General features: G+C 62.3%; 34 protein-coding genes, 1 tRNA gene and 1 riboswitch. Of the genes, 19 read left to right on the forward strand and 16 right to left on the reverse strand.

Features of this window, described 5'->3' with window-relative positions:
* Positions 1–49 precede the first annotated feature (49 nt).
* From R5R73_RS10160 to glp, 3 genes are read left to right on the forward strand one after another with little or no spacing between them, the layout of a single operon-like run.
* Complete coding sequence (locus R5R73_RS10160) at positions 50–385, forward strand: DUF1244 domain-containing protein (RefSeq protein WP_322527439.1); 336 nt, start codon at positions 50–52, stop codon at positions 383–385.
* Positions 382–912, forward strand: coding sequence for a molybdenum cofactor biosynthesis protein B (moaB, locus tag R5R73_RS10165; RefSeq protein WP_322527440.1), 531 nt, complete (start codon positions 382–384; stop codon positions 910–912). The genes R5R73_RS10160 and moaB overlap by 4 nt, the downstream gene beginning before the upstream one ends.
* Complete coding sequence (gene glp / locus R5R73_RS10170; protein WP_322527441.1) at positions 905–2107, forward strand: gephyrin-like molybdotransferase Glp; 1203 nt, start codon at positions 905–907, stop codon at positions 2105–2107. Before moaB ends, glp begins: the two co-directional genes overlap by 8 nt.
* Before the next feature lie 21 nt (positions 2108–2128).
* Here glp and R5R73_RS10175 read toward each other — a convergent pair whose 3' ends face one another.
* The 6 genes from R5R73_RS10175 to R5R73_RS10200 form a co-directional block, all read right to left on the reverse strand.
* A complete protein-coding gene (locus R5R73_RS10175; protein ID WP_322527442.1) occupies positions 2129–2677 on the reverse strand; it encodes an ACP phosphodiesterase in 549 nt (182 codons plus the stop codon).
* Between the two features lie 20 nt (positions 2678–2697).
* Complete coding sequence (locus R5R73_RS10180; protein ID WP_322527443.1) at positions 2698–3048, reverse strand: TusE/DsrC/DsvC family sulfur relay protein; 351 nt, start codon at positions 3046–3048, stop codon at positions 2698–2700.
* Positions 3048–3338: a sulfurtransferase complex subunit TusB gene (tusB, locus tag R5R73_RS10185; protein ID WP_322527444.1), complete on the reverse strand. Its 291-nt coding sequence runs from the start codon at positions 3336–3338 to the stop codon at positions 3048–3050. Before tusB ends, R5R73_RS10180 begins: the two co-directional genes overlap by 1 nt.
* Positions 3339–3378: 40 nt before the next feature.
* Positions 3379–3783: a sulfurtransferase complex subunit TusC gene (tusC, locus tag R5R73_RS10190; protein ID WP_322527445.1), complete on the reverse strand. Its 405-nt coding sequence runs from the start codon at positions 3781–3783 to the stop codon at positions 3379–3381.
* Positions 3780–4175, reverse strand: coding sequence for a sulfurtransferase complex subunit TusD (gene tusD, locus R5R73_RS10195; RefSeq protein ID WP_322527446.1), 396 nt, complete (start codon positions 4173–4175; stop codon positions 3780–3782). The genes tusC and tusD overlap by 4 nt, the downstream gene beginning before the upstream one ends.
* A 131-nt stretch (positions 4176–4306) precedes the next feature.
* Positions 4307–4978 (reverse strand): Bax inhibitor-1/YccA family protein, encoded by a 672-nt coding sequence (locus R5R73_RS10200; protein WP_322527447.1) that lies wholly within the window; start codon positions 4976–4978, stop codon positions 4307–4309.
* Positions 4979–5141: 163 nt separating this feature from the next.
* On the opposite strand from R5R73_RS10200, the gene R5R73_RS10205 reads away from it, so the two are divergent.
* The 4 genes from R5R73_RS10205 to R5R73_RS10220 all read left to right on the forward strand — a co-directional run bounded on the left by R5R73_RS10205 (position 5142) and on the right by R5R73_RS10220 (position 7163).
* A tRNA-Ser gene (locus R5R73_RS10205) sits at positions 5142–5232 on the forward strand.
* A 180-nt stretch (positions 5233–5412) separates the two neighbouring features.
* Positions 5413–5661 carry a hypothetical protein gene (locus R5R73_RS10210; protein ID WP_322527448.1) on the forward strand — a complete coding sequence of 83 codons (249 nt, stop codon included), beginning with the start codon at positions 5413–5415 and terminating at the stop codon, positions 5659–5661.
* An 83-nt stretch (positions 5662–5744) separates the two neighbouring features.
* The gene (locus R5R73_RS10215; RefSeq protein WP_322527449.1) at positions 5745–5978 is read left to right on the forward strand and encodes a hypothetical protein; all 234 of its coding nucleotides are present in this window, start codon (positions 5745–5747) and stop codon (positions 5976–5978) included.
* A gap of 1041 nt (positions 5979–7019) precedes the next feature.
* Positions 7020–7163, forward strand: coding sequence for a hypothetical protein (locus R5R73_RS10220; RefSeq protein WP_322527450.1), 144 nt, complete (start codon positions 7020–7022; stop codon positions 7161–7163).
* Positions 7164–7175: 12 nt separating this feature from the next.
* Here R5R73_RS10220 and R5R73_RS10225 read toward each other — a convergent pair whose 3' ends face one another.
* Positions 7176–7553, reverse strand: a complete 378-nt coding sequence (locus R5R73_RS10225; RefSeq protein WP_322527451.1) for a hypothetical protein — start codon at positions 7551–7553, stop codon at positions 7176–7178.
* 671 nt (positions 7554–8224) lie between these two features.
* Here R5R73_RS10225 and R5R73_RS10230 point away from each other — a divergent pair.
* From R5R73_RS10230 to R5R73_RS10240, 3 genes are all read left to right on the forward strand, one after another.
* Positions 8225–8569, forward strand: coding sequence for a hypothetical protein (locus R5R73_RS10230; RefSeq protein WP_322527452.1), 345 nt, complete (start codon positions 8225–8227; stop codon positions 8567–8569).
* A 163-nt stretch (positions 8570–8732) separates the two neighbouring features.
* Positions 8733–9047 carry a hypothetical protein gene (locus R5R73_RS10235; protein WP_322527453.1) on the forward strand — a complete coding sequence of 105 codons (315 nt, stop codon included), beginning with the start codon at positions 8733–8735 and terminating at the stop codon, positions 9045–9047.
* A 76-nt stretch (positions 9048–9123) separates the two neighbouring features.
* Positions 9124–9339 (forward strand): hypothetical protein, encoded by a 216-nt coding sequence (locus R5R73_RS10240; RefSeq protein ID WP_322527454.1) that lies wholly within the window; start codon positions 9124–9126, stop codon positions 9337–9339.
* 96 nt (positions 9340–9435) lie between these two features.
* On the opposite strand, the gene R5R73_RS10245 is transcribed toward R5R73_RS10240, so the two are convergent.
* Together R5R73_RS10245 and R5R73_RS10250 are read right to left on the reverse strand one after the other, a co-directional pair.
* Positions 9436–11145 carry a potassium/proton antiporter gene (locus R5R73_RS10245; RefSeq protein ID WP_322527455.1) on the reverse strand — a complete coding sequence of 570 codons (1710 nt, stop codon included), beginning with the start codon at positions 11143–11145 and terminating at the stop codon, positions 9436–9438.
* 81 nt (positions 11146–11226) lie between these two features.
* Positions 11227–12093 (reverse strand): hypothetical protein, encoded by an 867-nt coding sequence (locus R5R73_RS10250; RefSeq protein ID WP_322527456.1) that lies wholly within the window; start codon positions 12091–12093, stop codon positions 11227–11229.
* Between the two features lie 70 nt (positions 12094–12163).
* Positions 12164–12267, forward strand: a riboswitch (TPP riboswitch).
* Between the two features lie 31 nt (positions 12268–12298).
* Here R5R73_RS10250 and R5R73_RS10255 point away from each other — a divergent pair.
* From R5R73_RS10255 to R5R73_RS10270, 4 genes are all read left to right on the forward strand, one after another.
* Positions 12299–13042: an ABC transporter ATP-binding protein gene (locus tag R5R73_RS10255; protein ID WP_110632656.1), complete on the forward strand. Its 744-nt coding sequence runs from the start codon at positions 12299–12301 to the stop codon at positions 13040–13042.
* The gene (locus R5R73_RS10260) at positions 13035–13811 is read left to right on the forward strand and encodes an ABC transporter permease (RefSeq protein ID WP_276231537.1); all 777 of its coding nucleotides are present in this window, start codon (positions 13035–13037) and stop codon (positions 13809–13811) included. Before R5R73_RS10255 ends, R5R73_RS10260 begins: the two co-directional genes overlap by 8 nt.
* Before the next feature lie 85 nt (positions 13812–13896).
* Positions 13897–14907: an ABC transporter substrate-binding protein gene (locus R5R73_RS10265; RefSeq protein ID WP_322527457.1), complete on the forward strand. Its 1011-nt coding sequence runs from the start codon at positions 13897–13899 to the stop codon at positions 14905–14907.
* 24 nt (positions 14908–14931) lie between these two features.
* Positions 14932–15831 carry a hypothetical protein gene (locus tag R5R73_RS10270; protein ID WP_322527458.1) on the forward strand — a complete coding sequence of 300 codons (900 nt, stop codon included), beginning with the start codon at positions 14932–14934 and terminating at the stop codon, positions 15829–15831.
* 117 nt (positions 15832–15948) lie between these two features.
* On the opposite strand, the gene R5R73_RS10275 is transcribed toward R5R73_RS10270, so the two are convergent.
* Positions 15949–16740 carry an alpha/beta fold hydrolase gene (locus R5R73_RS10275; RefSeq protein WP_322527459.1) on the reverse strand — a complete coding sequence of 264 codons (792 nt, stop codon included), beginning with the start codon at positions 16738–16740 and terminating at the stop codon, positions 15949–15951.
* A gap of 143 nt (positions 16741–16883) precedes the next feature.
* Positions 16884–17564 carry a 7-cyano-7-deazaguanine/7-aminomethyl-7-deazaguanine transporter gene (locus R5R73_RS10280; protein WP_110632641.1) on the reverse strand — a complete coding sequence of 227 codons (681 nt, stop codon included), beginning with the start codon at positions 17562–17564 and terminating at the stop codon, positions 16884–16886.
* Between the two features lie 273 nt (positions 17565–17837).
* On the opposite strand from R5R73_RS10280, the gene R5R73_RS10285 reads away from it, so the two are divergent.
* Positions 17838–18140, forward strand: coding sequence for an ArsR/SmtB family transcription factor (locus tag R5R73_RS10285; protein WP_244179836.1), 303 nt, complete (start codon positions 17838–17840; stop codon positions 18138–18140).
* Between the two features lie 44 nt (positions 18141–18184).
* On the opposite strand, the gene sohB is transcribed toward R5R73_RS10285, so the two are convergent.
* Positions 18185–19225 carry a protease SohB gene (gene sohB / locus R5R73_RS10290; RefSeq protein WP_322527460.1) on the reverse strand — a complete coding sequence of 347 codons (1041 nt, stop codon included), beginning with the start codon at positions 19223–19225 and terminating at the stop codon, positions 18185–18187.
* 142 nt (positions 19226–19367) lie between these two features.
* Here sohB and R5R73_RS10295 point away from each other — a divergent pair, with 142 nt between their 5' ends.
* The gene (locus tag R5R73_RS10295; RefSeq protein ID WP_322527461.1) at positions 19368–19688 is read left to right on the forward strand and encodes an SCP2 sterol-binding domain-containing protein; all 321 of its coding nucleotides are present in this window, start codon (positions 19368–19370) and stop codon (positions 19686–19688) included.
* Between the two features lie 10 nt (positions 19689–19698).
* Here the strand turns inward: R5R73_RS10295 and nudC are convergent, their stop codons facing one another.
* The 4 genes from nudC to R5R73_RS10315 form a co-directional block, all read right to left on the reverse strand.
* Positions 19699–20469 carry an NAD(+) diphosphatase gene (nudC, locus tag R5R73_RS10300; protein ID WP_110632630.1) on the reverse strand — a complete coding sequence of 257 codons (771 nt, stop codon included), beginning with the start codon at positions 20467–20469 and terminating at the stop codon, positions 19699–19701.
* Positions 20469–21218 (reverse strand): DNA polymerase III subunit epsilon, encoded by a 750-nt coding sequence (dnaQ, locus tag R5R73_RS10305; protein ID WP_276231542.1) that lies wholly within the window; start codon positions 21216–21218, stop codon positions 20469–20471. Before dnaQ ends, nudC begins: the two co-directional genes overlap by 1 nt.
* 93 nt (positions 21219–21311) lie before the next feature.
* On the reverse strand, positions 21312–21770 hold the full coding sequence (gene rnhA / locus R5R73_RS10310; RefSeq protein WP_110633348.1) for a ribonuclease HI: 459 nt from the start codon (positions 21768–21770) through the stop codon (positions 21312–21314).
* Positions 21771–21947: 177 nt separating this feature from the next.
* Positions 21948–22820: a methyltransferase domain-containing protein gene (locus tag R5R73_RS10315; protein WP_322527462.1), complete on the reverse strand. Its 873-nt coding sequence runs from the start codon at positions 22818–22820 to the stop codon at positions 21948–21950.
* Between the two features lie 165 nt (positions 22821–22985).
* On the opposite strand from R5R73_RS10315, the gene gloB reads away from it, so the two are divergent.
* The 3 genes from gloB to R5R73_RS10330 all read left to right on the forward strand — a co-directional run bounded on the left by gloB (position 22986) and on the right by R5R73_RS10330 (position 26959).
* Positions 22986–23753 (forward strand): hydroxyacylglutathione hydrolase, encoded by a 768-nt coding sequence (gene gloB / locus R5R73_RS10320; RefSeq protein WP_322527463.1) that lies wholly within the window; start codon positions 22986–22988, stop codon positions 23751–23753.
* A 76-nt stretch (positions 23754–23829) separates the two neighbouring features.
* Complete coding sequence (locus tag R5R73_RS10325; protein ID WP_322527464.1) at positions 23830–24993, forward strand: transglycosylase SLT domain-containing protein; 1164 nt, start codon at positions 23830–23832, stop codon at positions 24991–24993.
* Positions 24994–25099: 106 nt separating this feature from the next.
* Complete coding sequence (locus R5R73_RS10330) at positions 25100–26959, forward strand: extracellular solute-binding protein (protein WP_322527465.1); 1860 nt, start codon at positions 25100–25102, stop codon at positions 26957–26959.
* Positions 26960–26962 lie beyond the last annotated feature (3 nt).

A 26962-nucleotide genomic window follows, 5' to 3' on the forward strand; every position in this document is an offset into this window, starting at 1 on the left:
CCACCGTTATTAATCCTCGATTTCATCTTCAGCAACGACGGGAGCCCCGATGCATCACCTCGACGACCAGACCCGCACCGAACTCGAAGCCGCCGCCTTTCGCCGTCTGCTTCGTCACCTGGACGACAACAAGGATGTCCAGAACATCGACCTGATGATCCTGGCCGATTTCTGCCGTAACTGCCTGTCCAAATGGCTGGTCAGCGCGGCCGAAGCGCGCGGCACCGAACTGGATTACGAGACGGTGCGCGAATATGTCTACGGCATGCCCTATTCCGAGTGGAAAGCGCACTATCAGGCCCCGGCCAGCGACGAGCAGCTCGCCGCGCTGGAAGCACGCCAGGCTCGCAAGGCCGAGGCCAACGGCAGCGAGGAGAATTCATGAGCGACTCGCCCCTGATTCCGCTATCGATCGCGGTACTGACGATCTCGGACACGCGTGACGAGAGCAGCGATCGCTCCGGGCAGACACTCGTCGAAGCCCTTGAGGCAGCCGGCCATCGGCTCGCCGAGAAGCGCATCGTGCCGGACGACGTCTACCGTATTCGTGCCGTGGTCGCCGGATGGATCGCCAATGATGACGTGCAGGTCGTACTGACGACTGGCGGCACGGGATTCACCGGACGCGATTCCACCCCGGAAGCGATCGCCCCGCTGCTCGACAAGCGTATCGAAGGTTTTGGCGAACTGTTTCGTCAGCTCTCGTTCGAGGAGATCGGCAGTTCCACCGTTCAGAGCCGATGCCTGGGTGGCCTGTCCAACGCCACCGTGATCTTCTGCCTGCCGGGTTCGACCGGCGCCTGCCGCACCGGCTGGGATCGCATTCTCAAGGAACAGCTGGACAGCCGCCATCGCCCCTGCAATTTCGCCAACCTGGTGATTCCCGAGCGGGGGACGCATGGCCATGGCTGAGCAACCCAAAAGTGCACTCCAGAGTGTCGAACAGGCGCTCGAAGCGTTGCTCGACGGCGTCGGGCGCCTGGAAAGCGAGCGAATCGCCTGCCTCGATGCCGACGATCGCGTGCTTGCTGACGATGTAGAGGTCGCCATCGATGTGCCGCCGGCCGACAACAGCGCCATGGACGGCTATGCGCTGTTCAGCGGAGACAGCGGCAAGCGCTTGCCGGTCTCCCAGCGCATTCCCGCCGGCCAGCCGCCGCAGCCACTGACGCCCGGCACCTGCGCCCGAATCTTCACGGGAAGCGAAATACCGCCTGGCGCGGATTGCGTGGCGATTCAGGAAAACGTCGAGCTGGACGGCGACGAGGCGATCGTCCCGGTCACGCAGGCCGGCCAGAACGTGCGTCGCCGTGGGCTGGACGTGGCCGCAGGACAGCCGCTGCTGGCCGCCGGCACGCGGCTCGGCGCCGCGGCCCTGGGGCTGCTCGCCGGGCAGGGTCTCTCGACGGTGGATGTGGTGCGGCGGCCGAAGGTGGCGCTGCTGCTCACCGGCGACGAGATCGTCGAGCCCGGCCAGGCGCTGGCTCGCGGGCAGATCTACAACAGCAATGGGCCGATGCTGGCGACGTTGATCCGTCGCTTCGGTGGCGATCTCGTCAGCCAGATCAAGGTGGCCGACGATTTCGACACCACCCTGGCGCGCCTGCGGGAGGCCGCGCACAAGGCCGATGTCATCGTCACCACGGGCGGCGTCAGCGTCGGCGAGGAAGATCATGTCAAACCGGCGCTCGAGCAGCTGGGCGAACTCTCGCTCTGGCGTCTGGCGATGCGGCCGGGCAAGCCGCTGGCGCTGGGCACGATCGGCCGGACCCGTCTGGTCGGCCTGCCCGGCAACCCGGTTTCGAGCTATGTCGGCGCCTGGCTCTACCTGCGCCCGCTGCTGGGCAAACTGCAGGGCTGCAGCGACAGGCTGTCGCTACCGGTGGTCAGCGCCGAAGCGCAGTTCGAAACCCGGACACAGGGGCGGCGCCACTACATGCGTGCCAATCTGGCGTTCGAGGGGGAGCGTGTCACCGCCAGCGTCTATCCCGAACAGAGTTCGGCGGTACTGACCTCCTGCGCGGCCACCAATGCCTTCGCCGTGATCCCGGCCGAAAGCCATATCCGCCCCGGCGATCGTGTCGACTGTCTCTGGCTTCAGTACTGAAGACTGGCGGCAAGCGTCGGTTCAGTCACGGAACCGGCGCTGCATGTCGGGCCATAGCGTGACGAAAGCGGCTTCGAGATTGTCGTACTCGTCGCGCAGCCAGGGCGTCAGCGCAGCGAGCTGATTGGGGCCGCGCAAGCGTTGCCCGATGCCGGCGATGGCTCGGCAGGTGAAATCGAAATCGGCATAACGCTGCAACCAGTCGCCGTCGATCAGTGAAGGCACCATCCTCTCCAGGCGGGCTGGCGCCTGCCGCTCGCCAAGAACCCGATAACAGCGTTCCACCAGTGCCGCATCCGGATGACGGCTGGCGAGAAAATGATCCCATATCAGATCCAGCGCGATACCGGCGAAACGCCGCTGGGCTTTCGGTGCCATTTGCAGCAGTCGCAACACTTCCGCGTGCCGATCGATGGCGGCATCGACCTGGCGGTGATGACGAATGCCCGAGGCGACTGGCGCCGGCCACGATTCGAGGTCGGGTCCCTTGACCCCGTCGGCGATCAGATTGCCGTAGAGGAATGCATCGCTGCCGTGGCGCGAAAGCCAGGCGTGAGCGAGAAAGTTCATGAAGTCGGGGTAACCGGGCGCTAGAGACAGTTGGTCGGCTTGGGCAGGCCGGCCAGTCTGGCGCCGACCTTGGCCGGGCTTTCGGGGAACAGCTGCATCAAGTAGATCGAGCTGCCCTTCTCCTCGCCCAGCGACTGCTTCACTGCCTTGACCAGCGGGCGCATGGCCGGCGCGGTCTCGAAGCGCTGGTAGAAGTCTCGCAATACCGCGATCACTTCCCAATGGGCCGGCGTCAGCTCACGACCGTCATCCGCCGCCAGCGCTTCGGCGACACTTTTCGACCAGTCGTCGAGCGAGACCAGATACCCCTCCGGGTCCAGCGCGATGGGCTGCCCTTCCACCAACAGTGTTCTTGCGGTTGTCGTTGCCATTAGAACCAGCTCACACAGCGTTCATGGCTTTCCGTCAGCGCCAGAAAGCCGTTCATATCGACGACAGCGATGGCCGGGCTGACTCGCTCGGCCAACCCCCGGGCTGCCAGATCCTCCGCCAGCACCGACACGCGCCCCCCGAAGGGCTCGAGCGCGGCGCTGGCCGACGGTAGCGCCGCGTAACAGGCGTCTTCGATCAATAGTAGATGATCGTCGGCCCCGAAGGCTTCGCCCAGTTCACGATAGACGGATAGCGACTGCGGGGATCGATTGAGCAGATGCAACAGCATTGGCGTCGTTCCAGGCCTGGAAGATCGAAATAAAAAGATGCTAGAAGATCAAAGCATGAGGATGGCGCGCGAAGCACTCGGCCACCGCCTCGGCATTCAGGGGCACCACCGGCAGCATCAGGTCGTCGGCCGAAAGCTCCCGCTCGGCGAGCGCCGTCTCGCTGACCCAAAGCGTATCGATGTCATACATCTCCAGCATCGCCATCTGCCGGTGGGTGCCCTTTTGCCCCAAGGCACCCGCCTGCTGGTCTTTCAGCAGCGCGTAGACGCCATCGCCCTGGAACAGCAACCCGACCCGCTGGCCGAAGGCAGCCGCCACCAGCGCGACATCGAGCCCCTCGCGAAGCCATTGCGAGCCGTGTGGCGGATGGCGCAGCACGATCAGCAGATCCTGCGGTACGGTTTCCGCATCAGAAACGGTTTCCACATCAGAAAAAGTCGTCATGGCGCAAAGGTGATCAGTCGGTCATTGGCGAGCATGGCATCGACCAACTGGCCGACGCCGGTCAATTCGAACGGTGGCTCGACGCTATGCGCAGCCAGGCCGTGACGGCTGGCCTCGCTCGTGTCCAGCACGCCCCGGCGCAACCCCGCCGCCACGCAAACCAGCAGTTCGGCACCATGCGCTTCGTGGAGTCGTTTCCAGCCATCGGCAAGATGGACTTCATCCTGCGGCGGAGACATCAGCGCCGAGGCGTTGTGGACCCCGTCATGATAGAAGAAGACCGTTTTCAGACGGTGCCCCCCCGCCACGACGGTTTCCGCGAAACGCAGCGCCGAAAGCGCCGCCTGATGACTGTAAGGCGCGGCATGTACCAGTAACGCATAGCTGAGCATGACGACTCCCCTGCCCATGCAGGAACGATTTGGCGAAACCCCATGATATCAAACGACGAAGTATCCAACGACGAGGCCCCACCGTAGTGGGGCCCCGAGTCAACCAATAACCGCTAATGATCCGTGCATGCTCAGTCGCGAGACATCACGCCCAGGATCGACAGCAGGCTGATGAACAGATTGTAGATCGACACGTACAGCGTGATGGTCGCGAGAATGTAGTTCGTCTCGCCCGCCCGATTCACGATCTCGCTGGTCTGGTACAGGATCGCCGCCGAGGAGAACAGCACGAAGCCGGCAGATACCGCCAGCGCCAGCCCCGGGATGTTGAAGATCATCGCCGCGACCATGGCCAGCACCAGCACGATGGCCCCTGCCATCATGAAGTTGCCCAGGAAGCTGAAGTCCTTGCGCGTGATCAGCGCAACGGCCGAAAGACCCAGGAACGTGGCCGCGGTCATGCCCAGGGCGGTCATCACCAGCTGTGCGCCGTTGGGGATCGACAGGTAGAGGTCGATGATCGGCCCCAGCGTGAACCCCATGAACCCGGTGAAGGCGAATATTGCCGCAATGCCCGCGCCGGAGTTGGCCGTCTTGTGAACCAGGAACATCAGGCCATAGGCGCCGATGAAGAACACGAAGACGTTGAGCTGCGTGACGCCCATGGCCACGGCCGCGCCGGCGGTCACGGCGGAGAATAGCAGTGTCATGGCCAGCAGCATGTAGGTGTTGCGCAACACCTTGTTGGTGCTGACCGCACTCGATCGACGATCAGTGACGTCGTGCGATGTTCGGAAATCCATTGTCGTCCCCTCAGTTCTATTGAAACTCACCCATGGACCAGAATGCCCTTGCAAAGTTCCCCTGACAAGCGCTATGGAAGCCCCGGAAAAGAAATAACTCCTTGAAAGCTAAAGAACCTATTGACGTTTTCGAACGAACTGGTAGTATGCCTCGCCGTAAGCCGGAGGGATGGCAGAGCGGTTGAATGCACCGGTCTTGAAAACCGGCGTAGGTTAATAGCCTACCCAGGGTTCGAATCCCTGTCCCTCCGCCACTTTTCGAGAAAGGTCAGCTACTTAGCTGGCCTTTTTTCGTTTCTGGCGAAGTCAAAAATCGGCCAAAAGTGCAAAGCCTACCTAATCGTCTGCTTTTGGTCGTTAACCATCAGTGTATTTTCCTCCCCTTGCCATACGTTATAGGCTCTGTCCTTCATTCAAGAGAACGAGAGTCAAGCATGTTCACAAAAAAGCAATGGGCGCTGCTGGTGGTGCTGTACGTAGTCGTATCGATTGCCGTCATTGTGGCGGGCCCCCGCCCTGGGGAGGTCAATCTCGGTATGGCTGGTGCTTTCGGGCAAGGCATTGCGGGACTGATCCTCGGTCTAATAGGAGGAGTGATCGGTAAGCGAATCCAGCGCATCGGCGCGACAGCCGGAATCGTTCTTGGCTACGTGCTGTTCGTGATCACCAACCTTCTGATCTGATCACAGGTAGCTTGGCACACGTTAGGCCCTCGCGATAGAAGATCGGCAAAGCTAGGATGCCTTCACGGATATGGAATCGATCTTTGCCCGCGTTGCCGGCCTTCCACTTCTCGGCTTACTATGGCCGGCATACCTGCACATTGGCAGAATGCGCAAAGCCGGCTTCTGGTCAGTTTTGTTTCGTCGGCATCCCCAAGTTTCTGGTTCTGATCGTCATTGCGGCGAACGTGCCGCTGCTGCTTTTCAGCGCACGATTCTTTGGCGGCGTTGCCGCCGCCAAGGTGAAGCGGTATCTCCTACTTCGCTGGCGGCTCTAGGATCTTCTCACCCAGCGCTTGTTGGTTCCGATTCTTTACGGCCGCCAATCTGTCGATACGCTGGCGCTTTATCTCGCCCCACCGCCTCGAACTGATTCTTGACGTCGTTGAGCTTGCGCTACGCGCGCATTAGCGGCTTTCGAAGACGCAGCAAGTTAGCCTTCAGTTTCCGTAGCGCGTAGCTCGTCTAGCGGTACGAACGATGCCCGCCCGCATGCTTAGCGCAACCGCCCCAGGACTGGAACCTGTCCAACACCAGCGACGCGCGTCAAGCCCGGTACCGCCAAAAGGAAAGCTCAGCGACGTGCTAAATGGCGTGGACGCTTCTGGCCTTAGTGTTGAAATATCCAGCCGCTGCCGCTGCAATGTGTGCAGGTTTGGCTATCTAAGTAACCAGAAGCATCGCAATTCCGGCACTCACGCCAATCATCGAGGCCATTGGCGCTTCTCAAAGTTCCATTGCATCTAAGTCTCGAGCATCGCCCCTCAAAGCGAGCTGATCCAATACCGCATCTAGCGCAGCGTGAGCTAGGTCTGTCGAGCATGTTGGCAGGTTCCTAATTTTGTCGATAATCTCAGTAAACGTGATCCCCTCGACGGACATCAAACTTCTAGGTCCTCCGAATATCACAATTTCCTCAAGGCAAAGGTCGCGGTCGCGCCAAACTAGACCAGCAAATCATCGTTTTGAGTGGTCAGGAGCGGAACAGCGGCTCCGGTGTGTCGATTACGTTGTAACCATTCTCGAGCCCTCTCGATATCCAATTTACGATTGTCGAGCAACCTCTCCGTCGAGCCAGACACGGCATATTCACCGCATTCGGAACATTTCACATGGTGTCAGTCTCCAAGGATGGGGCCGTCTTCCACCTCAGCGTCGCACACGAAGCAATTCATTTTTCCCCATAGCCACCAATCGGTGGCTTCCTTGTACATGGATTCGCCCATGACAGAAGCACGAGAAATTCGCCACTTCCACCCTCTTTCGCGGGCTCGGTGATGGCGCCCGCGGTTTCAATCGCGTAATCCCGAGTCTGCAACATGCAGCCCTGGGCCCGCTGCATCGATGGGGTCGACGTAGACACCGACGCCATCGCTGACTTCCAACACCTGACCGGGACGCGCGGCGCGGTCATAGGCTTCTTTGACCGCGACCAGCACCGTACCTTCCACGGAACCAAGTGACCAACCTAAATCTCAGTCCAGATGCGCTTGACCAAGCTCCGAAGGATTCCATGAGGCAAGAACGTGATGGTAACCTTTGTCCGATTCCAGCATTACGTAAATACGGGAATATCTAGCTACCTGAGCTTTAGTCGCCTTTATATTTATCGATTTTTTTAAATCCCAAGCCGTTGTGGGGGAGCGCCATAAGAAGGAATATAGGTCTATATTTTTCCATATTTTTTCATCAACGAAAGCAATAAGACACGACTGCCCATCCCATTCTCCCTCAACTACATCGGCCTTCTCACATCGGCGAATCGCCTTCCTCTGTCGACGGAACTCAAGCACTAGTTTGAATGCGACGAAGATTACAAAAAGAGCCAAAATCACAAAGAAAAATTTCAACATGACACTGTGCACCTAATCGACATCCTTGGGACCACTGAAGAATAACACGATCTTACATTTAGCCGGTACGCGCGGCCCTGTCAGGCCGCGGCCAAGGAGAACATCACGCCCCCTATTCCTCTCACCAGAAGAGCTCGTGGAGCTGACCGACCGCAAGCGCGGCAAGGAGCAGCGAGACGCTGGTCGGCGAGAGTACGTCGAAGAAGCATCCTACAGCGCCGAAGCACAAGTACCGCGGGAGCGAAAGGAACCCAATCTAAGCGCACTAGATAAAAGGCGAGACGGTTGCACAGACTCCGAGAGCCTTGGGCGGCGCTAGATAGGAAGGCATCTTGAACGACTTTGGCATCCCATGTGTCTACTGGCGCAAAGGTGCCTGGCGGTACATGTGCGATGACCGTCAGCGGCGCGCGGTCCAAGTTCAGGCCAACCACGAGCTTGCCCTCCTCGTTTTCCCCCAATCGCCGATACAACCGTGTTCGCCAGTAGTTCAGCGGCTTGCGAGATCATGCCTGAAACATCCGGCATCTTAATGGCAGTCGCCGCGGGGTCCTGCAGCGCCACGCCTCCGCTACCTCGCCCCCTTACCCTACCTCTGCGCTAGAGTGCAGAAGCCAAAACTGTCATAGTGGATAGCACTCCACCAGAAGGCAGGTATTGCTTTGAATTCCATGAAAAATATTCTCGTTGCCGGGGCGCTGGGCGCCATCATCGGTTCAACCCAGGCGTCTGCGGCCGACTTCGAATGCTCGGCGGATAGCTTGATGAAGCATGTCGGCGAGCAGACTCAACAAATCGATGCGTACATTTCCAGTAGCGATAATCCGCAGCAGACCCAGCAGGAACTGACGAGCATGGCTCGTGGGCTGCGCGAGAACGGTCAGGTTTCCAACCATGACGAGGAGATGAAGAAGCTGGCGCGCGGTGCCGATTTCCAGCCATCCCAGTCGTTCTGCGACGATATGCAGACCACCATGTCCGCCATTCAGTCATACATGGAGAGCCACCCGCACTGAGTTCGTTTTCGGAGATTGCTCAACTGGCGCTCGCCCACCTCGGGCCTAGCTTCGTGATTCAGATTGCCGAAGGTGTCTGCACGTGGGTCGAAGCCGAGATATCCGTCATCCGCTTTTTTTGATGGATGATGCGGATACGGTGCTACCCTGCGACTAGTCTTCAATGATGTTGCCAATGCACCGCGCACTATTCTTCTTTGTCGTTTCCCTTCTACTGGCAGGCTGCGTGTCGGCGACACCGCGGCTGACGGCCACGAATTTCCTGCAGGACAGCCATACCTGTGAGCGTCAGACGCACCAGATCGCTGGCGAACCCGAATATCAGCTATGCATGGCGCGTCTGGGTTGGCCGGATCCTCAAACGCAAACAGCGCGGGAACAGGCCGACGATAACCGCAATGATCAAAGCGGTAACTTTATCAGCGAAGCGATCAATGGCCTTCAGTTCGGCTTGCAGTGGGATCTGGACCCGGATTGAAGGCCGCTGGATTCGCTGTACAACACCGGTGTCTCGACTACCCTAAAAGTCGATGTCTTTCCTGGAGGATTCCATCATGGCAGAACCGTTCGTCGCGATCAGAAAGACTCACAAACCCGGTGACCCTCAGCAGGTATGCTACGAAGTTTATGATAGTGATACGGGTGGCAGCCTCGGGCATTTCACGGAAGCCGCACAGGCCCAGAAGCGGGCCGATAGCATGAATGGCATGACGTCTCGGGAGACCGGCAAGCGGCTGGATCACCCCACCGACGATGCAGACGTCGAGTGACGCGCTTTTCGACTACACAGACACCGCTGCGGAGCCATTGATGCAGACAAGACTCCGTAGCCTTGCTTCAGAAGCGAAGCCCAATCGCTTCGACGTTCAATGATAGAGACGCAGACCCACTCGCGTGACGCGATTTCCTTCCATCTCGCTGACGACCCAGTGAAACCCATGCCAGTCGACATCGTCCCCGACCACGGGATGGCCGCCGACACGCAACGCCACGAACTCCCCTAGCGTCATCTCCTGCTCGCCGGGGCTCAGCGTCAGACCGTAGGCGTTGGCCACTTCCTGCATCAGGGCCTCGCCATCGAGCGTGAACGTACCGAAGAATGCACGCTCCCGCTTGAGCCTGGCTTCACCATTGAATAGCCGGTTGAGCGATGGCAGATCGCCGGTTCGCCCGATCAGACAGATCACGTCGCTCAGCCGCAAGCGCGTACTTCCCTTGGGGTGCAGCATGGCGTGCTGGCGAAAGATCGCCGAGATCAGTGTGCCGGATGGCAAGCGCAGCAGCCGAATCGGCACGTCATCGAGGGATTCGTTCTCGACCTTGTAGACGAACATCTCGTAGTCGTTTTCCGGCAGCACGCCCAGTTGCCCGCGCCGATCGGGCGTCGTGGTTTCCGGCAGCACCACCCGCATCCAGCGGGCGACCCGCGCCAGTGTCGAGCCCTGCAGCAGCAGCGAGATCAGCACGACGAAGAACGCCACGTTGAAGTAGAGCGTGGCGTTCTCGACACCGCTGATGACCGGGAAGATCGCCAGCACGATGGGAACGGCGCCGCGCAGCCCGACCCAGGAAATGAAGCCGATCTCTCGCCACCGGAAATTGAAGAACGGCACCAGCGAAGCCATCACCGCGACGGGACGTGCCAGCACGATCAACGCTACGGCCAGGATGGCGCTCGGTATCGCGTAATCGATCATCTCCGACGGCGTGACCAGCAGGCCCAATACCAGGAACAGCCCGATCTGGCTCAACCAGGCCAACCCGTCGTGAACGGGAAGAATGTGCGTGAGGTGGCGTCCGGGCTGGTTGCCGATCATCAACCCGGTAAGGTAAATCGCCAGAAAGCCGCTGCCGCCAGCGGCGCTGGTGGCGCCGAAGATGCAGAACCCAAGCGCCAAAGCCAACAGCGAATAGAGTCCCGGCGCCAGATCCAGGTAGCGCAGGAGCTTGGCCGAGACCCAGCCGCCGCCCAGCCCGACGGCGAGCCCCAGCCCGAACTGCAGGGCGAAGCGCATCAGGGTTTCCCATACGCCTCCGACGGCGCCGGTCAGCAGTTCGGCGAGGGTGATGGTGAGAAAGATCGCCATCGGATCGTTGGTACCGGATTCGATCTCGAGCGTTGCCCCCACGCGCTCATTGAGATTGACGCCCTGCCCCTTGAGCATGGAGAAGACTGCGGCGGCATCCGTCGAACCGACGATCGCCCCTACCAGCAAGCCTTCGGTAAGCGTCAGATCCATTAGCCACATGGCCATCAGGCCCAGAATGCCGCTGGTCAGGAAGACCCCGATGGTGGCCAGCGACAGCGCCGGCCTGAGCCCTACGCGGAAGGTTCGGAGGCGCGTGCGTAGCCCCCCGTCGAGCAGAATCATCGCCAGCGCCAGATGACCGATCAGAAACGCCTGGGAGTAATCATCGAATTGCAGGCCGAGTACACCTTCCTCGCCGGCCAGCATGCCCAGTCCCAGAAAGAGAACGAGCAGCGGTACGCCGATTCGGGACGACACCCGGCTGGCCAGAATACTGAGGGCTATCAGCGCCCCACACACAAGGAACAGGCTATTGATCGAGTCCAAGTCTCAGCCATCGGTTATGAGTTGAGATAATCTAGTATGCCATGCAGGCGAAGTCTTGCGTGGTCGAAAATTGCTTCAAATTTAATCTTTTAGCCAGTGGGGATGGCCGATTACCCGGTTCCCGGCGCTTTCTCCATGCAACGCCAGCAGCACCGCCAACGCCCGCATTCCGGGACGATAATCGGTGAGATCCGGTATCGAATGACGGCGGCCATAGGCGGCGACGAAGGCATCGCGCTGGCCGGTATCCTCCAGCAGCAGCTCGAGCAGGCAGAGATCCAGCTCCAGCGGCGCCCATACCAGCGCTTCCCAGTCGCTCCATAACCAGTCCGTCGCGCCTTCGAGAAACTGATCGCTGCGCAGATCCGGCAGACACCAGACGCTCTTCGAGGGCTGCGGCCAACTCGGCATGTGGTCTATCCAGCCGCGCCGGGGGTGGTTCTCCACGAAAGCGCGAGCACGCGCCGGCCAACTCGACAACGGCGCAATGTCACCGACAGGATGACCAAACCCCGGCTGCGCCTCCTGATGCAGTAGCGCCAGCTGATCGCCGAGTCGCGCAGCCAGCGTCTCGCTCATCACGGGCGAGGCGGCATGACGCCATGGCAGGCTCCAGAGCGGCGCCTGCTGCAACCGGTCGAGGAACGTCATCGGCAACGGCGCCATCGGCAAATGGGGTGGCAGCCATCCCGGCACGCGGGTCAGCGCTTCGGGAACCTGCCAGCGGTCGAACCCGAACAGCTGTCGGATCCCCCACCAGAAGCCGTCGGTCGCGGGCGATCTCCTCGCCAGCTTCAGCAACTGCGGAGAAAGCTCTTCGCTGCGCCACAGCCAGTTGGCGCTGTCCGGCCAGCGTAGCGCCAACGGCGTCAGCGACTTGCCCGTCAGCGCCGCCATGCGCCGGGTCAGTTCGTCATCCGCGCGGATCGCAACGTCTCGCATCGTCAATGCACTTCGTCCTTGTGTCGGTCCGATCCATCGCCGGTGGGCAGGCGGTGACGGTCGGCGTACAATCGCAGGCACTGGATAGGGGTGCCCATGCGACGGGCTGAGAGTGCGGTATGCACAACCCTTGAACCTGAACCGGCTAATACCGGCGGAGGAAATGCCAGCAGTTCTCGCATGACTTCGCCCGGCCCCGATGGGAGTTGTCATGCCACCACCCGGACTCGTCGTCCGCCAGGCCTCGCTGACGTTCGGCAATCGCCCGCTGTTTCACGGGCTTCAGGCCCGGTTCGATGCGGGCAGCTGGACTTGCCTGCTCGGTCGCAGCGGCAGCGGCAAAAGCTCGTTGCTGCGCATGATCGCCAGCCTGAGACTGCCTGACAACCATCATCTCGATCTCGCTACCAGCGACGGCGCGCCGCTGACGGGCCGTCTCGCCTGGATGGCGCAGCAGGATCTCCTCGTTCCCTGGCAGCGCGTGGTGGGTAACGTGATGCTGGGTTCGCATTGGCGAGGACGACCCGCGCCTGAGGACCGGCAGCGTGCCCAGCGCCTGCTGGACCAGGTCGGTCTCGCCGACAAGGCCGGTCAGTGGCCGGACGAACTCTCCGGCGGGCAACGCCAGCGCGTCGCCCTCGCCCGTACGCTGTTCGAGGATGCCAGCGTCGTGCTGATGGACGAACCCTTCTCGGCGGTCGATGCCATTACCCGGCTGGAGCTGCATGACCTTGCCAGCCGACTCCTGGCCGACCGCACGGTGATCATGGTGACGCACGACCCGCTCGAGGCGCTGCGTCTGGCCGATCGAATCCTGATCCTGCAGGGCGAGCCCGCCCGCCTGGTATCGATACCCGTACCCGAAGGCGCTCGCCCGCGCCCGCTCGACAATATCGACCTGCAGCGTCGTCAGGCCGAGCTCGTCACCCGGCTGCGGGAGTCGGCTCATGCTTGAGAAGATCGCACCGGGCCGACTCGTTCGCCCCGTGGTGGCGCTCGTCGTCCTCGTTGCCATCTGGCAGCTGGTACTGATACTGACCGGCGTGCCGCGCTACATCCTGCCCTCGCCGATGGCCGTCGGTATCGCCTTGATCGAACAGCGTGCGTTGCTTGCCCATCATGCCGGCATCACCGCGATCGAGATCGTGGCCGGGCTGATCGGCGGCATCCTGCTGGGGCTGGCAACGGCGCTGGCGCTGGCTCGCTTCCGCGCCCTGCGCCGCACGTTGCTGCCGCTGCTGCTGATCAGTCAAGCCATCCCGCTGTTCGCGCTGGCACCGATCCTGATGCTGTGGCTCGGTTACGGCCTGGGGCCGAAGATCCTGATGGCCATGGTCATCATCTACTTCCCGGTCGCGTCGACCGGCTACGACGGGCTGCGCCAGACACCACAGGGCTGGCTCGATCTGGCCCACACGTTCGGGCTGAGCCGGCGCCAGCAGCTGCTGAAAGTCCAGCTGCCGGCCGCCCTGCCGTCGCTCGCTTCCGGGCTGCGGATGGCGGCCAGCGCGGCGCCGATCGGTGCGGTGATCGGTGAATGGGTCGGCTCCAGTCAAGGGCTGGGCTACTTGATGCTCAACGCCAATGCACGATTGCAGATCGACCTGATGTTTGCCGCCCTGGTCGTGCTCGTGGCGTTTGCCGTCCTGCTCTACTTCGGCGTCGACGCTGCACTGAGGCTGTCGATGCCCTGGCACCGGGATCGTGTGGAGTCCGGATCCTGAAACGAGATCACACCGGGTCTTTCTAGCGAATCGTAGCAACCATGCATGTCTTCATGAACACATCGAAATGACAGGGGAACAAACCATGGCAACCCAACGTTCGACACTATGGCGGCGCGGACTGGCGATGAGCCTGGCGCTGCTGGGCCTGGCCCTGGCGACGCCGACCTTGGCGCAGCAAGACGAAGATGCCTTGGCGCCGCCACAGATGATTCCGCTGAGCGTGATGCTCGACTGGTACATCAATCCGGTTCACGCACCGATCGTCATCGCCAAGCAGCGCGGGCTGTTCGAGAAACGCGGCCTGGATGTCGACATTCAGGCCCCGGCCGATCCCAGCGTCCCGCCCAAGCTGGTCGCTGCCGGGCGGATCGATCTTGCGGTCAGCTATCAGCCGCAGCTGCATTTGCAGGTGGATCAGGGGCTTCCGGTCGTACGCGTCGGTACGCTGATCGCGACGCCGCTGAATGCGCTGCTGGTACGCGCGGATAGCGGTATCGAAGACCTGTCCCAGCTCGCCGGGAAAAAGGTCGGATACTCGGTCGGCGGCGTCGAGGAGGTTCTGCTGTCGGCCATGCTCGAGCACAGCGGCCTGAGCCTGGACGATGTTGATATGGTCAACGTCAACTTTTCGCTGACACCGGCGCTGATCAGCGAAAAGGTCGACGCCGTCACCGGGGCCTTCCGCAACTTCGAACCGGCGCAGATGAAACAGGAAGGCGTCGAAGGCAAGGCGTTCTATATCGAGGAACAGGGCGTGCCCACCTACGATGAACTGATCTTCGTCGCCAATCGCGAGACGCTGGACCAGCACCGCGAGGCCGACCGCCGCTTCATGGATGCCGTCGGCGAGGCGACATCCTGGATCATCAATCACCCGGACGACGCGTGGCAGAGCTTCATCGCCTACGATCCCGCGCTGGATACGCCGCTCAACGCGGCCGCCTGGAAAGCCACACTGCCCCGCTTCGCCTTGCGGCCGGCGGCGCTGGATGCCAAACGCTACCGCGATTTCGAGGCGTTTTTGCTCGAACGCGGCCAGATCAAGGCCCAGAGTCCGGTCTCCCGCCTCGCGGTGGATCTCAACGCACCCTAGCGGAGGATCGTCTAGATTGGTGATATGAGTTCAATATCATCGCGTTATGACGCATTGCATTACGACCCGCGGCAGGATCCGACCCAGGCGCTGCCGAGCACGACCGTCGACGATCTGGGGGCGTTGCCGGCGCGGCCCGGGGTCTACGTCTTCTTCGGTCAGAATGAACTGCCGCTGTACGTCGGCAAGAGCATCAACATGCGCAGCCGTGTTCGCCGTCACGTGCAGCAGCCGGTTTCCCGCCGCCATGACCAGATGATGGCGCAGACCCGGCGCATCGCGTGGATGCGAACCAGCGGCGACCTGGGCGCCCAGTTGCTGGAGGCCGACCTGATCAAGCGATGGGTGCCGCTCTACAACCGGCAGCTACGCAAGCGCGTACGCATGGTGAGCTGGAACTGGCCCGACGGCGACGATCGCCCGACGCTCACCGACGGCCAATGGGTGGTAACGGCACGGACACGGTTCTACGGCCTGTTTCGGAATCGCCGCGATGCCCAGATGACGCTCCGGGACATCGCCAACGACGAATCGCTGTGTCTGCGCGTCCTGGGGCTGGAAGCCGGACGGGGCCGCTGCTTCGGCTATCAGATCGGCCGCTGCCTCGGAGCCTGCTGCGGGAGGGAAAGTCTGGAGGAACATACCTGGCGAGCGCGGGATGGAATGGAGAAACTGCGCATCGAGAACTGGCCCTGGCCCGGCCGCGTCGCCTTCAGGGAAAGCGATCGTCAGGGCGAGGTCGGCCTGCATATCGTCGATCACTGGCACTACCAGGGCAGTGTCGAACGGCTCGACGATCTTGACACCTTGCCCGACACCCGCGGTTTCGATATCGATACCTATCGTATCCTCAATCGCTTCATCTCGTCCGAAGATGCGAAGATCGAGCCGATCCCGATCGATGGCGGAATCGACCCGTTATAGCGCCGAGCCGACATGACGTCGAATCGCTATGCTTACCCTTCGGGCCAGCCTTCGGCTGTTACTCCCTACGGTCGTTGCGCCTTGTCTGGCTATCGCTCGTCGATTTTCAGACAGAGCTTAGGAGCCGGTGGTGAAGCGATTCACGGCCTCCCGAAACGCCTCCGGCTGTTCGGCGTGCAGCCAGTGGCCGGCGCCTTCCAGGGTCTGCCATTCGACGTTGGGCATGACCGCGGCGACCGCGTCGCGATGACGATCCCGCACATAGTGGGAATCACCGCCACGAATCAGCAAGGCCGGACCTTCGAAGGGCTGATCGCCATCGGGCGGTGCGATGATGTCCTCGTACCCCGCGCCGATCTCGTCGAGCCCGACCCGCCAGCGCATGATGCCATCGTCGTCGCGCACCAGATTGGTCGCCAGGAACTGACGCGTGGGAGCGCTATCGATCTCTTCTTCCATTATCGCCGCGACTTCGCGACGGGAGGTCGGCTGCCCCGTCTCGACCCGACGCATCGCCGCGAAGATCTCGTCATGGCCGTGCTCGTACGCCACCGGCGCGATGTCGGCGACGATCAGATGCGCTACCCGCGCCGGGTTGAGCCGTGCCAGCGTCATCGCGACCTTGCCGCCCATCGAATGCCCCAGCAGGTCGAAGCGTTCGATATCGAGCTCGTCCAGCAACATGATGACATCGGACGCCATCGCCGCGTATCGCATCCCCTCGACGTGAGGCGAGCGGCCATGATTGCGCAGGTCGACGGCGATCACGCGTCGATCGACCTGCCACTGCTTGATGTGGGAGCGCCAATTGTCGGCGCTACCGAACAGCCCGTGCAGCACGACCAGCGGAATCGCGGTATCGCCGCTCTCCGCGATTCCGGTATCGATACAGTGAAGTTGCAACGTCATCCCTCCTGAAATCCGATCCGACGGCTCGAGAAGCCGCCAGCTCGGTCAAGGATAACAAAACCCGGGGTTCGGCTCCGCCCCCGCGCAGGCGGACACCGCCAGCGCCCGATGGACGGCGTTGTGCGGCGACAAGCGGATGACTGCTATCCGCGCTGGCGCGACACGCCGGGCAGATTGAATCGATCTCCCTGGGCCAGCAGGCGACGCCCCAGGTAGGCCAGCAGAACGCCGTACAGCGGCAGGAAGAAGATCAGACTGATCGACAGCTTCACCGCGTAGTCGAACCAGGCGATCTCCACCCAGTGCTCGCGCATGAACGGATCGGGGCCCTGCCAGAAGGCAATGGCGAAGAACGCGAAGGTATCCGCCAGATTGCCGAGAATGGTCGAGAGCGTCGGCGCGACCCACCAGGCGCGAAGCCGGCGAAGCCGGTCGAACACGTGAATGTCGAGCAGTTGGCCCAGCACGTAAGCCATGAAACTGGCCAGTGCGATTCGGCCGACGAACAGGTTCCACTGGGCCAGCGCCTCCACCCCCTGGAACCGCCCCTGCTGAAACAGCACCGATACTGCATAGGAGATCAGTAGCGCAGGCACCATGACCCTGGCGATGATCCTTCTTGCCGGCGCCTTGCCGAACAGGCGGACCGTCAGGTCGGTGGCCAGAAAAATGAACGGAAAGCTGAACGCCCCCCAGGTGGTATGGAGCCCCCACAGGGTGAACGGTAGCTGAACCAGATAGTTGCTGGCAGTGATCACCAGCACATGGAAGCTGACCAGCCACAGCAGGGCAAGTCGGCGCTGGCGTTTATCGAGTGTCAACATGAGTAACCTTTTTCGTTTGCCGTAGCTCTCATTGTCAAAGAGCTATTACCGGAGTTGGCCGAGGGGTTAGGGAACCCTCTGGAATGGCAGCAATGTCTGAATCGCTTGGAGCGGGCGCGAATTATAGGGATCAGCCGAAGAGATCGCTAGCACCACCACGGAGATACGCGCCAAAAAGCATTGTAACTTTACGTTACGTCACGCTAATATCAGTAATGACTGAACAGTGGGTTCAGTGTAGGCGATCCGCCAACGCGCACGCGGAACTTCATGATGACGACAATGATTACCCCACTTGGCGACCACCAGATCGGTCCTGCCACTGCGACTCTCAAGGCGATCGCCAATGAGAGCCGGTTACGTATTCTTTGCCTGCTGATGCAGGGTGAGCATTCCGTGACCCAGATCAACAGAGAAATGACGCTGAGCCAATCGGCGCTATCACAGCATCTTGCCGTGCTGCGCCAGGAACGTCTGGTCGCGACCCGTCGCAGCTCTCAGGTGATCTACTACTCGCTGAACGGCGACGTGGCCGAACGCCTGATCCAGACGCTCGGCAAACTGGATATTGCCTGAGCCGCTTTCGCCCGGCTTGCCTATGCCGGGCGATGCCGAGCGGGTCAACGGCGTTGCCAGCGCAGATCTTCGACCCGCTGGAGAATATGGTCGACGCTTCTTTCCAGACCGCTCTCCATGCCTTTACCCAGCTTTCCCATCAGGCCAGCGCGTGATGCCAGCGACACATTGAGCACGCGTAGCTGCTGGCGCTGCTTTTCCAGCAGGTAGGCGTCACTGGTACCCACCGCATCGATCAAGCCGGCGTCGAGCGCCTCGCTGCCGTACCAGATCTCCCCCGTCGCGACGGTTTCGATATCCAGCGCTGGCCGCCGCTGGGCCACGTAATGCTTGAAGAGATCGTGGGTGGATTGAAGATCCTCGAGAAACTTGGCGCGCCCCTCTTCACTGTTTTCGCCCAGCACCGTCAACGTGCGCTTGTAGCGCCCGGCAGTCAGCAGCTCGACATCCACATCGTGCTTCTTGAGCAGCCGATGGACATTGGGAATTTGCGCCACGACGCCGATCGAGCCGATGACCGCGAACGGAGCGGCGATCAGATGATTGGCGCAACACGCCATCATGTAGCCGCCGCTGGCCGCGACCTTGTCCACGCAAACGGTCAGGCGAGCGCCGGCATCACGCAGGCGATCCAGTTGTGCCGCGGCGAGGCCGTAGCTGTGTACCAGGCCACCGCCGGACTGCAGACGCAACACGATCTCGTCCCCGCTCCTGATCTCTTCCAGCAGCAGCGACACCAGTTCGGCCAATGCCGATGTTCCGGAAGCTTTCATGTCGCCTTCGAAATCGAGCACCCAGACACGCTCGGCCTCGCGTTTGGCATCCTGCTTGTGGGCCAGTTTGGTGGACTTGCGCAACTGCTTGGCCAACCGGCGTCGGCCCGCCTTGGGCACCGCGGCCAGATGCAGTTGACGACGCCGACGCTGAAAGCGCTCGTCCAGCTCGACGACCTTCAGCGTCGACCCGGCGCTGCCCTGCCCCTTGCGACGCCCGTGGGCGATCAACGTCAGAATCACGCCGAGGGCGATCACCAGTGTCATGGTCTTGGCGAGGAAGAGACCGTAGTCGGCCAACCATTCGATCACGTCATACTCCTTGTTCTAGCCATTCTGAACATTCACTGCTCTCGACGGAGGCATCGAAGAAAATCGCGTTCCCCGCTTCCGCCGCTTGCATGGTACTAACGGCGATGATTTGCTTAGCGCTTTCGTTACAGGAAATGCCATCATGGATGACGAACAGTTGATCGCCAAACTTCGTGCCCGGTTCGATGCCAATGCCGCCGAGTCGGTCTCGGCCATCTATCAGTTCGATCTCGATGATGTCGATGACTATTACATGGCGATCGATCAGGGCTCACTCGATATCCAGGCGGGCCGTCATCCCGAACCCAGCGTCACCATCTCGAGCGATACCACGACGCTCATGAAGCTGGTGAGAAAAGAGCTCAACGCCATGCAGGCCCTGCTGACCGGCAAGGTGAAGGTCAAGGGAGATATCGGTCTTGCCAGCCGGCTTCCCAAGCTGTTCGGTAAATCCACCGTCTGAACCGATACGTTCAGCGTATTGCGACCGCCTTGCGATGTGTCTCGATCAGCTGCCGAGAAATCGAGTAGGTTGGCGGCAGTTGAGGCGGTTTTTCCGGGGTGAACCAGGCCGCATCGACAATCTCCTCGCCGTCGATCCGTATCCGCCGGCTGGCCGCCTCGGCGAAGAATCCCATCATCAGCGAATGCGGAAATGGCCAGGACTGGCTCTTGAAGAAACTCACCCGCCCTACCTCGACGCCGACCTCTTCCATCACTTCCCGCCGCACGGCCGCTTCCACCGACTCTCCGGGTTCGATGAAGCCCGCCAGCGTCGAGTAGCGCTGCGGTGGAAAGCGCGGGCTTCGCGCCAGCAGCATGTCTCTGCCGTGCGTCACCAGCGTGATGATGCAAGGCGAAATACGGGGATAGCCGCGCAGGCCGCAGTTGTCGCACTGCATGGCAAACTCGTGGGACAGCCGCCGCGTAGCGTGACCGCAACGGCCACAGAAGCGGTGATCCTGCTCCCAATGGGTGACCTGCAGCGCGGTCGCCAGCAGTTCGCTTTCGGAGGCCGACGCCTGTGCCAGCCAGTCGCGAAACGGTGGCCAGTCATCGCCGTCCGTCTCGACAACCACGGCCACCGGCTCGCCGTGCCAGTATCCCAGCCGCAGCGCCTGTTCGGGCCATCGTTCGCAGTAGACGAGCATGCTGCCGGATTCAGCCGGCGCGACTCCGCTCTCGCCCATGCGCAGCAACCAGCCGCCGACGACATCGGCCGGCGGTATCTCGCGGTGTAACATCAGTGCTGAGCCTCCGGCATTTCCAGGGCATCCCATTGGCACTGCCCGGCCGACTGGCGGATCTGCTCGAGCCGTTGCTGATGGGCCTGCCACTCGGCTTCGCTCGGCTTGAGCACCGTCAGCGGCACGCCGTTTCGCTCGACCCGACGCACGCCGCTGGCAGCACCAGGTTCGCGGCCGTCGCCCTCGTCATTGCCGGCGAGTGACAGTGCGGTCTGGCCCCCGGTCATGGCCAGGTAAACCTCGGCCAGGATCTCGGAGTCCAGCAGTGCTCCGTGCAGTACGCGCTGGCCGTTGTCGATATCGTAACGCTTGCATAGCGCGTCGAGACTGTTGCGCTGCCCCGGATGCATCTCCCGCGCCATCTTCAGCGTATCCAGCACGCTGCAATGCTCGGCCACGGGGCCCAGCACCGGCTCGCCACGCACAGCGTTCAGCAGCTTGAATTCATGATCGAAGAAGCCGACGTCGAACGGCGCATTGTGAATGACCAGTTGCGCGCCGCGCATGAACTCCCAAAGCTCGTCGGCGATCTGGGCAAACACCGGCTCGTTGGCGACTCGCTCGTTGGTGATGCCGTGGATCTCGACGGCTTCCGCCTCGATGTCCCGCTCCGGATTGACGTACTGATGATAGGTGCGCCCGGTAAACCGGCGATTGACCAGTTCGATGCCACCGATCTCGATGATGCGATGGCCTTCTCGCGGGTCGATACCAGTGGTTTCCGTATCCATGACGATCTGGCGCATACGTTTTCCTCGCTTGTGCCTGACGGCAGTCATTCGTGTTTTGACGACAGGATCACGACTTCTGGTGTTCGGACCGCCGCATGAAAAACCGGATTATCGTGCCGAAGACCGACGCTTCGCGATGACTTCGTCGATCGCCTCGTTGACCAGCCGGTCGGCGGCCTCGTTTCCCTCATGGCCGCTGTGGCCCTTGACCCAGTGCCATTCGATGGCGTGGCGCTGCGTTTCGGCAAGCAGTTCCCGCCAGAGTTCCGCATTCTTGACCGGCTGCTTGGCCGCGGTCTTCCAGCCGCGTTTCTGCCAGCCGTGTATCCATTCGGTGATGCCCTTGCGAACGTACTGGGAATCCGTCCACAGAGCGACGCGACAGGGGCGGTCCAGCGCACGCAGGGCCTGGATCGCCGCCATCAGTTCCATGCGATTGTTGGTGGTTTCGGCCTCGCCGCCCTTCATCGGCTTCTCGTGCCGACCGGAGACCAGCAACGCCCCCCAGCCGCCGGGGCCGGGATTGCCGCGGCAACCTCCGTCGGTATAGATGGTCACGGCGGGCATCGTCGGCGATTCGGAATTCGGAGCGGGCAAGACGGACTCTCTTCTGGTGATGACGCTTCTGGTAATGAGGCTTCTGATCTTCTGGTAAAACGGGCTGTCGATGATGACAGGCGGTCGTTGAGGTCAGGCATCGTCTGCGGGGATCTGGCGGACGCTTGATCCCGGCGCTCGGCGTGGTCACGTTTCGACGAGAGACTCACGTTTCGACGAGCGACACGACTCGCCTTCCGTTCCCGGCGCCGCAGCGTCGACCGCCATGCAGCCTGCGGCCTGTATCGGCGTGCGATGCGATTTCTGGCAACCGTGATGACCGGTCGGCCGGGTCTCCCTGGCCAGCCCCAGCCAGGCCCCTGACTTGCCGCCACCGAGTACCGGGTCGCGCAGCTTGATCGGCTGGACCGGGATACTGCGCCGGCTTGCCACCACCAGGTAGGCCGAGGACAGCGGCAGATTGTAGCGGCGCCCGAGCGTCTCCAGACGATCGCTGCCCAGCGCACGGCCGGGCAACCGGAAACCGCAATAGTCTACCCGCTCGATCTCGAAATCGACAAACGTCAGCCAGTCCCGCAGGCGCGCTGGCGTTCGCCACTGGTGCTGCCACGGCGCGGGGTGATAGCGCCGACGAAGGCCGGTCGGTCCGAAGGGATGCCAGCCGAATATCACCAGGCGACCGTCGCCGCGCGTCACGCGTGCCGCTTCCTGCAGAACGTGGTGAGGTTGATCCACGGCCTCCAGCAGGTGATGCAGCAACACCAGATCGACACTATCGTCGGCGAGCGGCAGGCTGCCGGGCAGGCAGACCAGACAGTTCTCGGTGCGAACGAGTTCGGTGGAAGGCGCCCAATCGAGCGAATGGCGAATCGGACACATGTCGCTCATCAGCGGCGCCATGCCCAGTTGCAGGCTCACCATGCCGCGATGCTGCTCGCAATGCGGCCCGAGACAGGCGCGCTCGGCGCGCCACAACGCCTGTCCGGGCGGCGATGCCCAGAACCGGCGTCCCTGGCGGACGGCTGCCTGCAGGCTTTGATCCGGCGGCGAGATTGACACGGACGGCTTTACTCCCCAAGGTTATCGCTTTTTGGACGGCAGCTCGCCGCTGAACCTGACGGCGTGAAGGCTTGCGGGAACCCGCGCGTGCTGCACGGGGTCAGACCAACGGCTCGACCCTCGATACCCGAATCCACAGACGAACCTGCCGGAGAAGAATGCCACATGTTGACCGTGAAGCCGATTCCCGCGTTCCAGGACAACTACATCTGGCTGCTGCGCCAGGACTCGCAGGAGCGCGTCGCTGTCGTCGACCCCGGTGATGCCAAACCCGTCATAGCCTGGCTGGAACAGGAAAATCTGACGCTCGACACCATCCTGATCACCCACCACCATCAGGATCACACGGGCGGGTTGCAGGCGCTGATCGAGCGCTACGCTCCCACGGTCTACGGCCCCGCCAACGACGCCATCTCCGGCATCGATCATCGCGTCGGCGAAGGTGACGAATGTCGCGTGCTGGGGCGCCGCTTCGAAGTCTACGCCGTCCCCGGCCACACTCTGGATCATATCGCCTTCCATGCGCCCGGCACACCAGGGCTTTTGTTTGCCGGTGATACGCTCTTCTCCGGCGGTTGCGGGCGCTTGTTCGAAGGTACTCCCGAGCAGATGCGGGACTCGCTGGCGAAACTCGACGCACTGCCGGAAGACACCCTGGTGTTTGCCGCCCACGAATATACCCTCGCCAACCTGGCTTTCGCCGCCGCCGCCGAGCCCGACAACGCCGCTCGCGACGCCTACCGGCGCGAGTGCCAGACCGCTCGCGACCTGGATCGGCCCACGCTGCCGACCACGCTGGGCCGCGAACGCCAGATCAACCCGTTCCTGCGCGTCGACGAGCCAGGCCTGCGCGAGACATTGCGTGAGCAAGGGCCCGTCGATGACAGCATGGCCGCCTTTGCCACGCTGCGCGCATGGAAGGATCGTTTCTAGCATCGCAGAGCGAGACGACGTGATTCGCTGTCGACCTGTCCACTGCGGTGACCGTGTTACCAAGGATCTTGAACGAATGAATTTCCCACCGAGGCGCTGCCATGTCTTCGTCGGCCTCGCCGGTAGCCTGCTGCTGTCCGCGCTTCCCGTGACCGCCATGGCAAAAACGGCGCCGGAGGCCGCAAGCGGCGCTTCACAACGTACCTTCTGGTCTTCGCTGGTGCTCCAGGAGCGTCGAGCGCCCGATGTCTGGAACCGCCTGCGCAAAGGGTTCCGGATGTCCCACGAGACGGCCAACCCCCGCGTGGCCGAGTGGCTGGCGTGGTATCGCGAGCACCCGCAACACGTTGAGCAAGTGGCGGAACAGGCCAAGCCCTGGCTTCGCTGGGTCACGCGGCGACTGGAGGCCCATCAGCTGCCCAGCGAGATCGCGCTACTGCCCTTCATCGAAAGCGGCTACGACCCGACGGCCACCAATCCGGGCGGGGCAGCGGGCCTGTGGCAGTTCATGCCTGGCACCGGTGACGCCATGGGCCTGTCGCGCACGGCCTGGTACGACGGCCGCCACGACGTGGTCGCCGCCACCGACGCCGCCATGAACTATATCAAGCAGCAGGCCGGCCGCTGGTATGACGGTGACATGCTGCTGGCGCTGGCCGCCTACAATGCGGGCGCCGGCACCGTGAATGCCGCTCGGAACGCCGCGGCCAATCGCGGTGACCCGATCGACTACTGGCATCTGCGCCTGCCTGCGGAGACCATGGCGTACATTCCGCGTCTGCTGGCGCTATCGGCAGTAATCGCCGAGCCGGAGCAGTACGGTGTAGCGCTGCCCTCGATTCCCGACAAGACCCAGTTCGCCCAGGTCGATACCGGCGGTCCGCTGACGCTGTCGATGGCAGCGGACCTCGCCGGCGTCGACCCGCAGACGCTGCGCGATCTGAACCCCGGCTTCAAGCGGGCCTCGACGCGCCCGCGCGACGACGCCAGCCTGCTGGTACCGGCGGCAGCAAAGCAGCGTTTTCTCGCCAACCTGGCGACGCTGCCCACTGCGGAACGCACAGTGCTCAACCGCTATGTAGTTCGTCGCGGCGATACCCTCTCGGCCATTGCCGCGCGCTTCGGCGCCAGCGTCAACGAGATCCGTCAGGAAAACGGCCTCGAGGGGAGCATCATCCGTATCGGGCAGACGCTTTCCGTGCCCGCCACGACATTGGCGCAGAACGGCGATCATCGATAGCGTTTTTCCATTGATCGCGCTTTGACAGGGCAGCGTTTAGCGGTACAACGATTCACCACGTCTGGCGCCCACACGGGCGCTCGCACCGAGATGAAGGATATCGAAGATGGCTGGATTCCGATGGCTCCTGGCTGCTGCCGCGCTGGCGCTGACCATACCGCTGTCGGCGCCGGTCAGCGCCCAGCCGACAGAAACGCCGGGGCAGAGCGCTGGCGTACCTACCGTGCATGCCATCGCGCTCTATGACGATCCGGCACTGCCCGCCGACTTCGACCACCTGCCCTACGCCAACCCCGCCGCCCCCAAGGGCGGGACGCTGCGCCGGGCAGCCAACGGCAGCTTCGACTCCACCAATCCCTTCATCATCCAGGGCACGCCTGCCGACGGCCTCAACCAGATCTACGACACGCTGATGGAATCCAGCGCCGACGAGCCTTTCACCATGTACGGGCTGCTGGCCGGCGGTATCCGGCTCGATCCCGACCGCCACTGGATGGAAATCGATCTCCGGCCCGAGGCGCGCTTCCACGACGGCACGCCGGTCACCGCCGAGGATGTCGCGTTCAGCTTCCGGCTGCTCCGCGACAAGGGCTCGCCCTTCTATCGCGCCTACTACGCCAGTGTCGAATCGGCTTCGGTACTCAGCGAACGCACCGTGCGCTTCACCTTTTCCAACAACCAGTCGCGGGAACTGCCGCTGATCCTGGGGCAGTTGCCCGTACTGCCCAAACACTACTGGCAAGACAAGGACTTCACCAAACCGACCCTCGACAAGCTCCTGGGCTCCGGTCCCTACGAGATCGACGAAGTCGACCCCGGCCGGCGTATCGTCTATCGGCGCGTCGACGACTACTGGGGGCGGGATCTGCCGCTCAATCGCGGGCGCTACAATATCGATCGGCTGGTCTACGACTACTTCCGCGATCAATCGGTGGCGCTGGAGGCGTTTCTCGCCGGCGCGCTGGACATGCGCATCGAAAGCAGCGCCAAGAACTGGGCGACCGCCTACGATACGCCGGCCGTCGAGGACGGCGCGATCCAGCGGGTAATCGTGCCGGATGGCCAGCCGGCAGGAATGCAGGGCTACGTGTTCAATACGCGCCGCGACAAACTATCGGACCCTCGTGTACGCCGGGCGCTGGGGCTGGCGTTCGATTTCGACTGGCTCAACCAGCATCTCTTCTACGGGGCCTATCAGCGCACCGAGAGCTTTTTCCAGAATTCCGAGATGGCCGCAACCGGGTTGCCCAGCGACGGCGAGCTTGAGTTGCTCGCACCCTATCGCGACCAGCTGCCTGCCGCGGTATTCGACCAGCCCCTGCCGATGTCCCGCCCCGAGGCGCTGCGTCCGCGCCTGCGTCAGGCGCTCGAACTGCTGCGCGAGGCCGGCTACGACGTCCGCGACGGCAGACTGGTGAACCTCGAGACGGGCCAGCCTTTCACGCTGGAGTTTTTGCTCTACGACAGCCAGTGGGAGCGCATCACCCAGCCGTTCATACGCAATCTGGAGCGGCTCGGCATCCAGAGCAAGATCCGCGTGGTCGACGTCAACCAGTACCTCGACCGCCTGCGCCACTTCCAGTTCGACATGATCGTCGGCAGTTTTCCGCAATCGGCCAATCCCGGTAACGAGCAGCGCGACTTCTGGACCAGCGACTATGCCGACGTCCCCCAGAGCCGCAACCTGGCGGGCGTGCGGGACCCGGTAGTGGACGCTCTGGTCGATGAACTGATCCAGGCGGACGATCGCGAGACGCTGGATGCCGCCTCCCGGGCACTCGACCGGGTTCTGCGGTGGGGCTTCTATGTGGTGCCGCAATGGAATTTCGACGGCACTCGCGTCGCCGTCTGGGACAAGTTCGACTACCCTCGGCCGTTCCCGCGCTATACGCCCGATTTCACGGTGTGGTGGGTCGATCCCGACCGCGCCCAGGCCATCACCGCGCGCCAGCGCGGCCAGGAGTGATTG

The sequence above is a fragment of the Salinicola sp. LHM genome, from assembly GCF_034479735.1.
Classification (GTDB): Bacteria; Pseudomonadota; Gammaproteobacteria; order Pseudomonadales; family Halomonadaceae; genus Salinicola; species Salinicola salarius.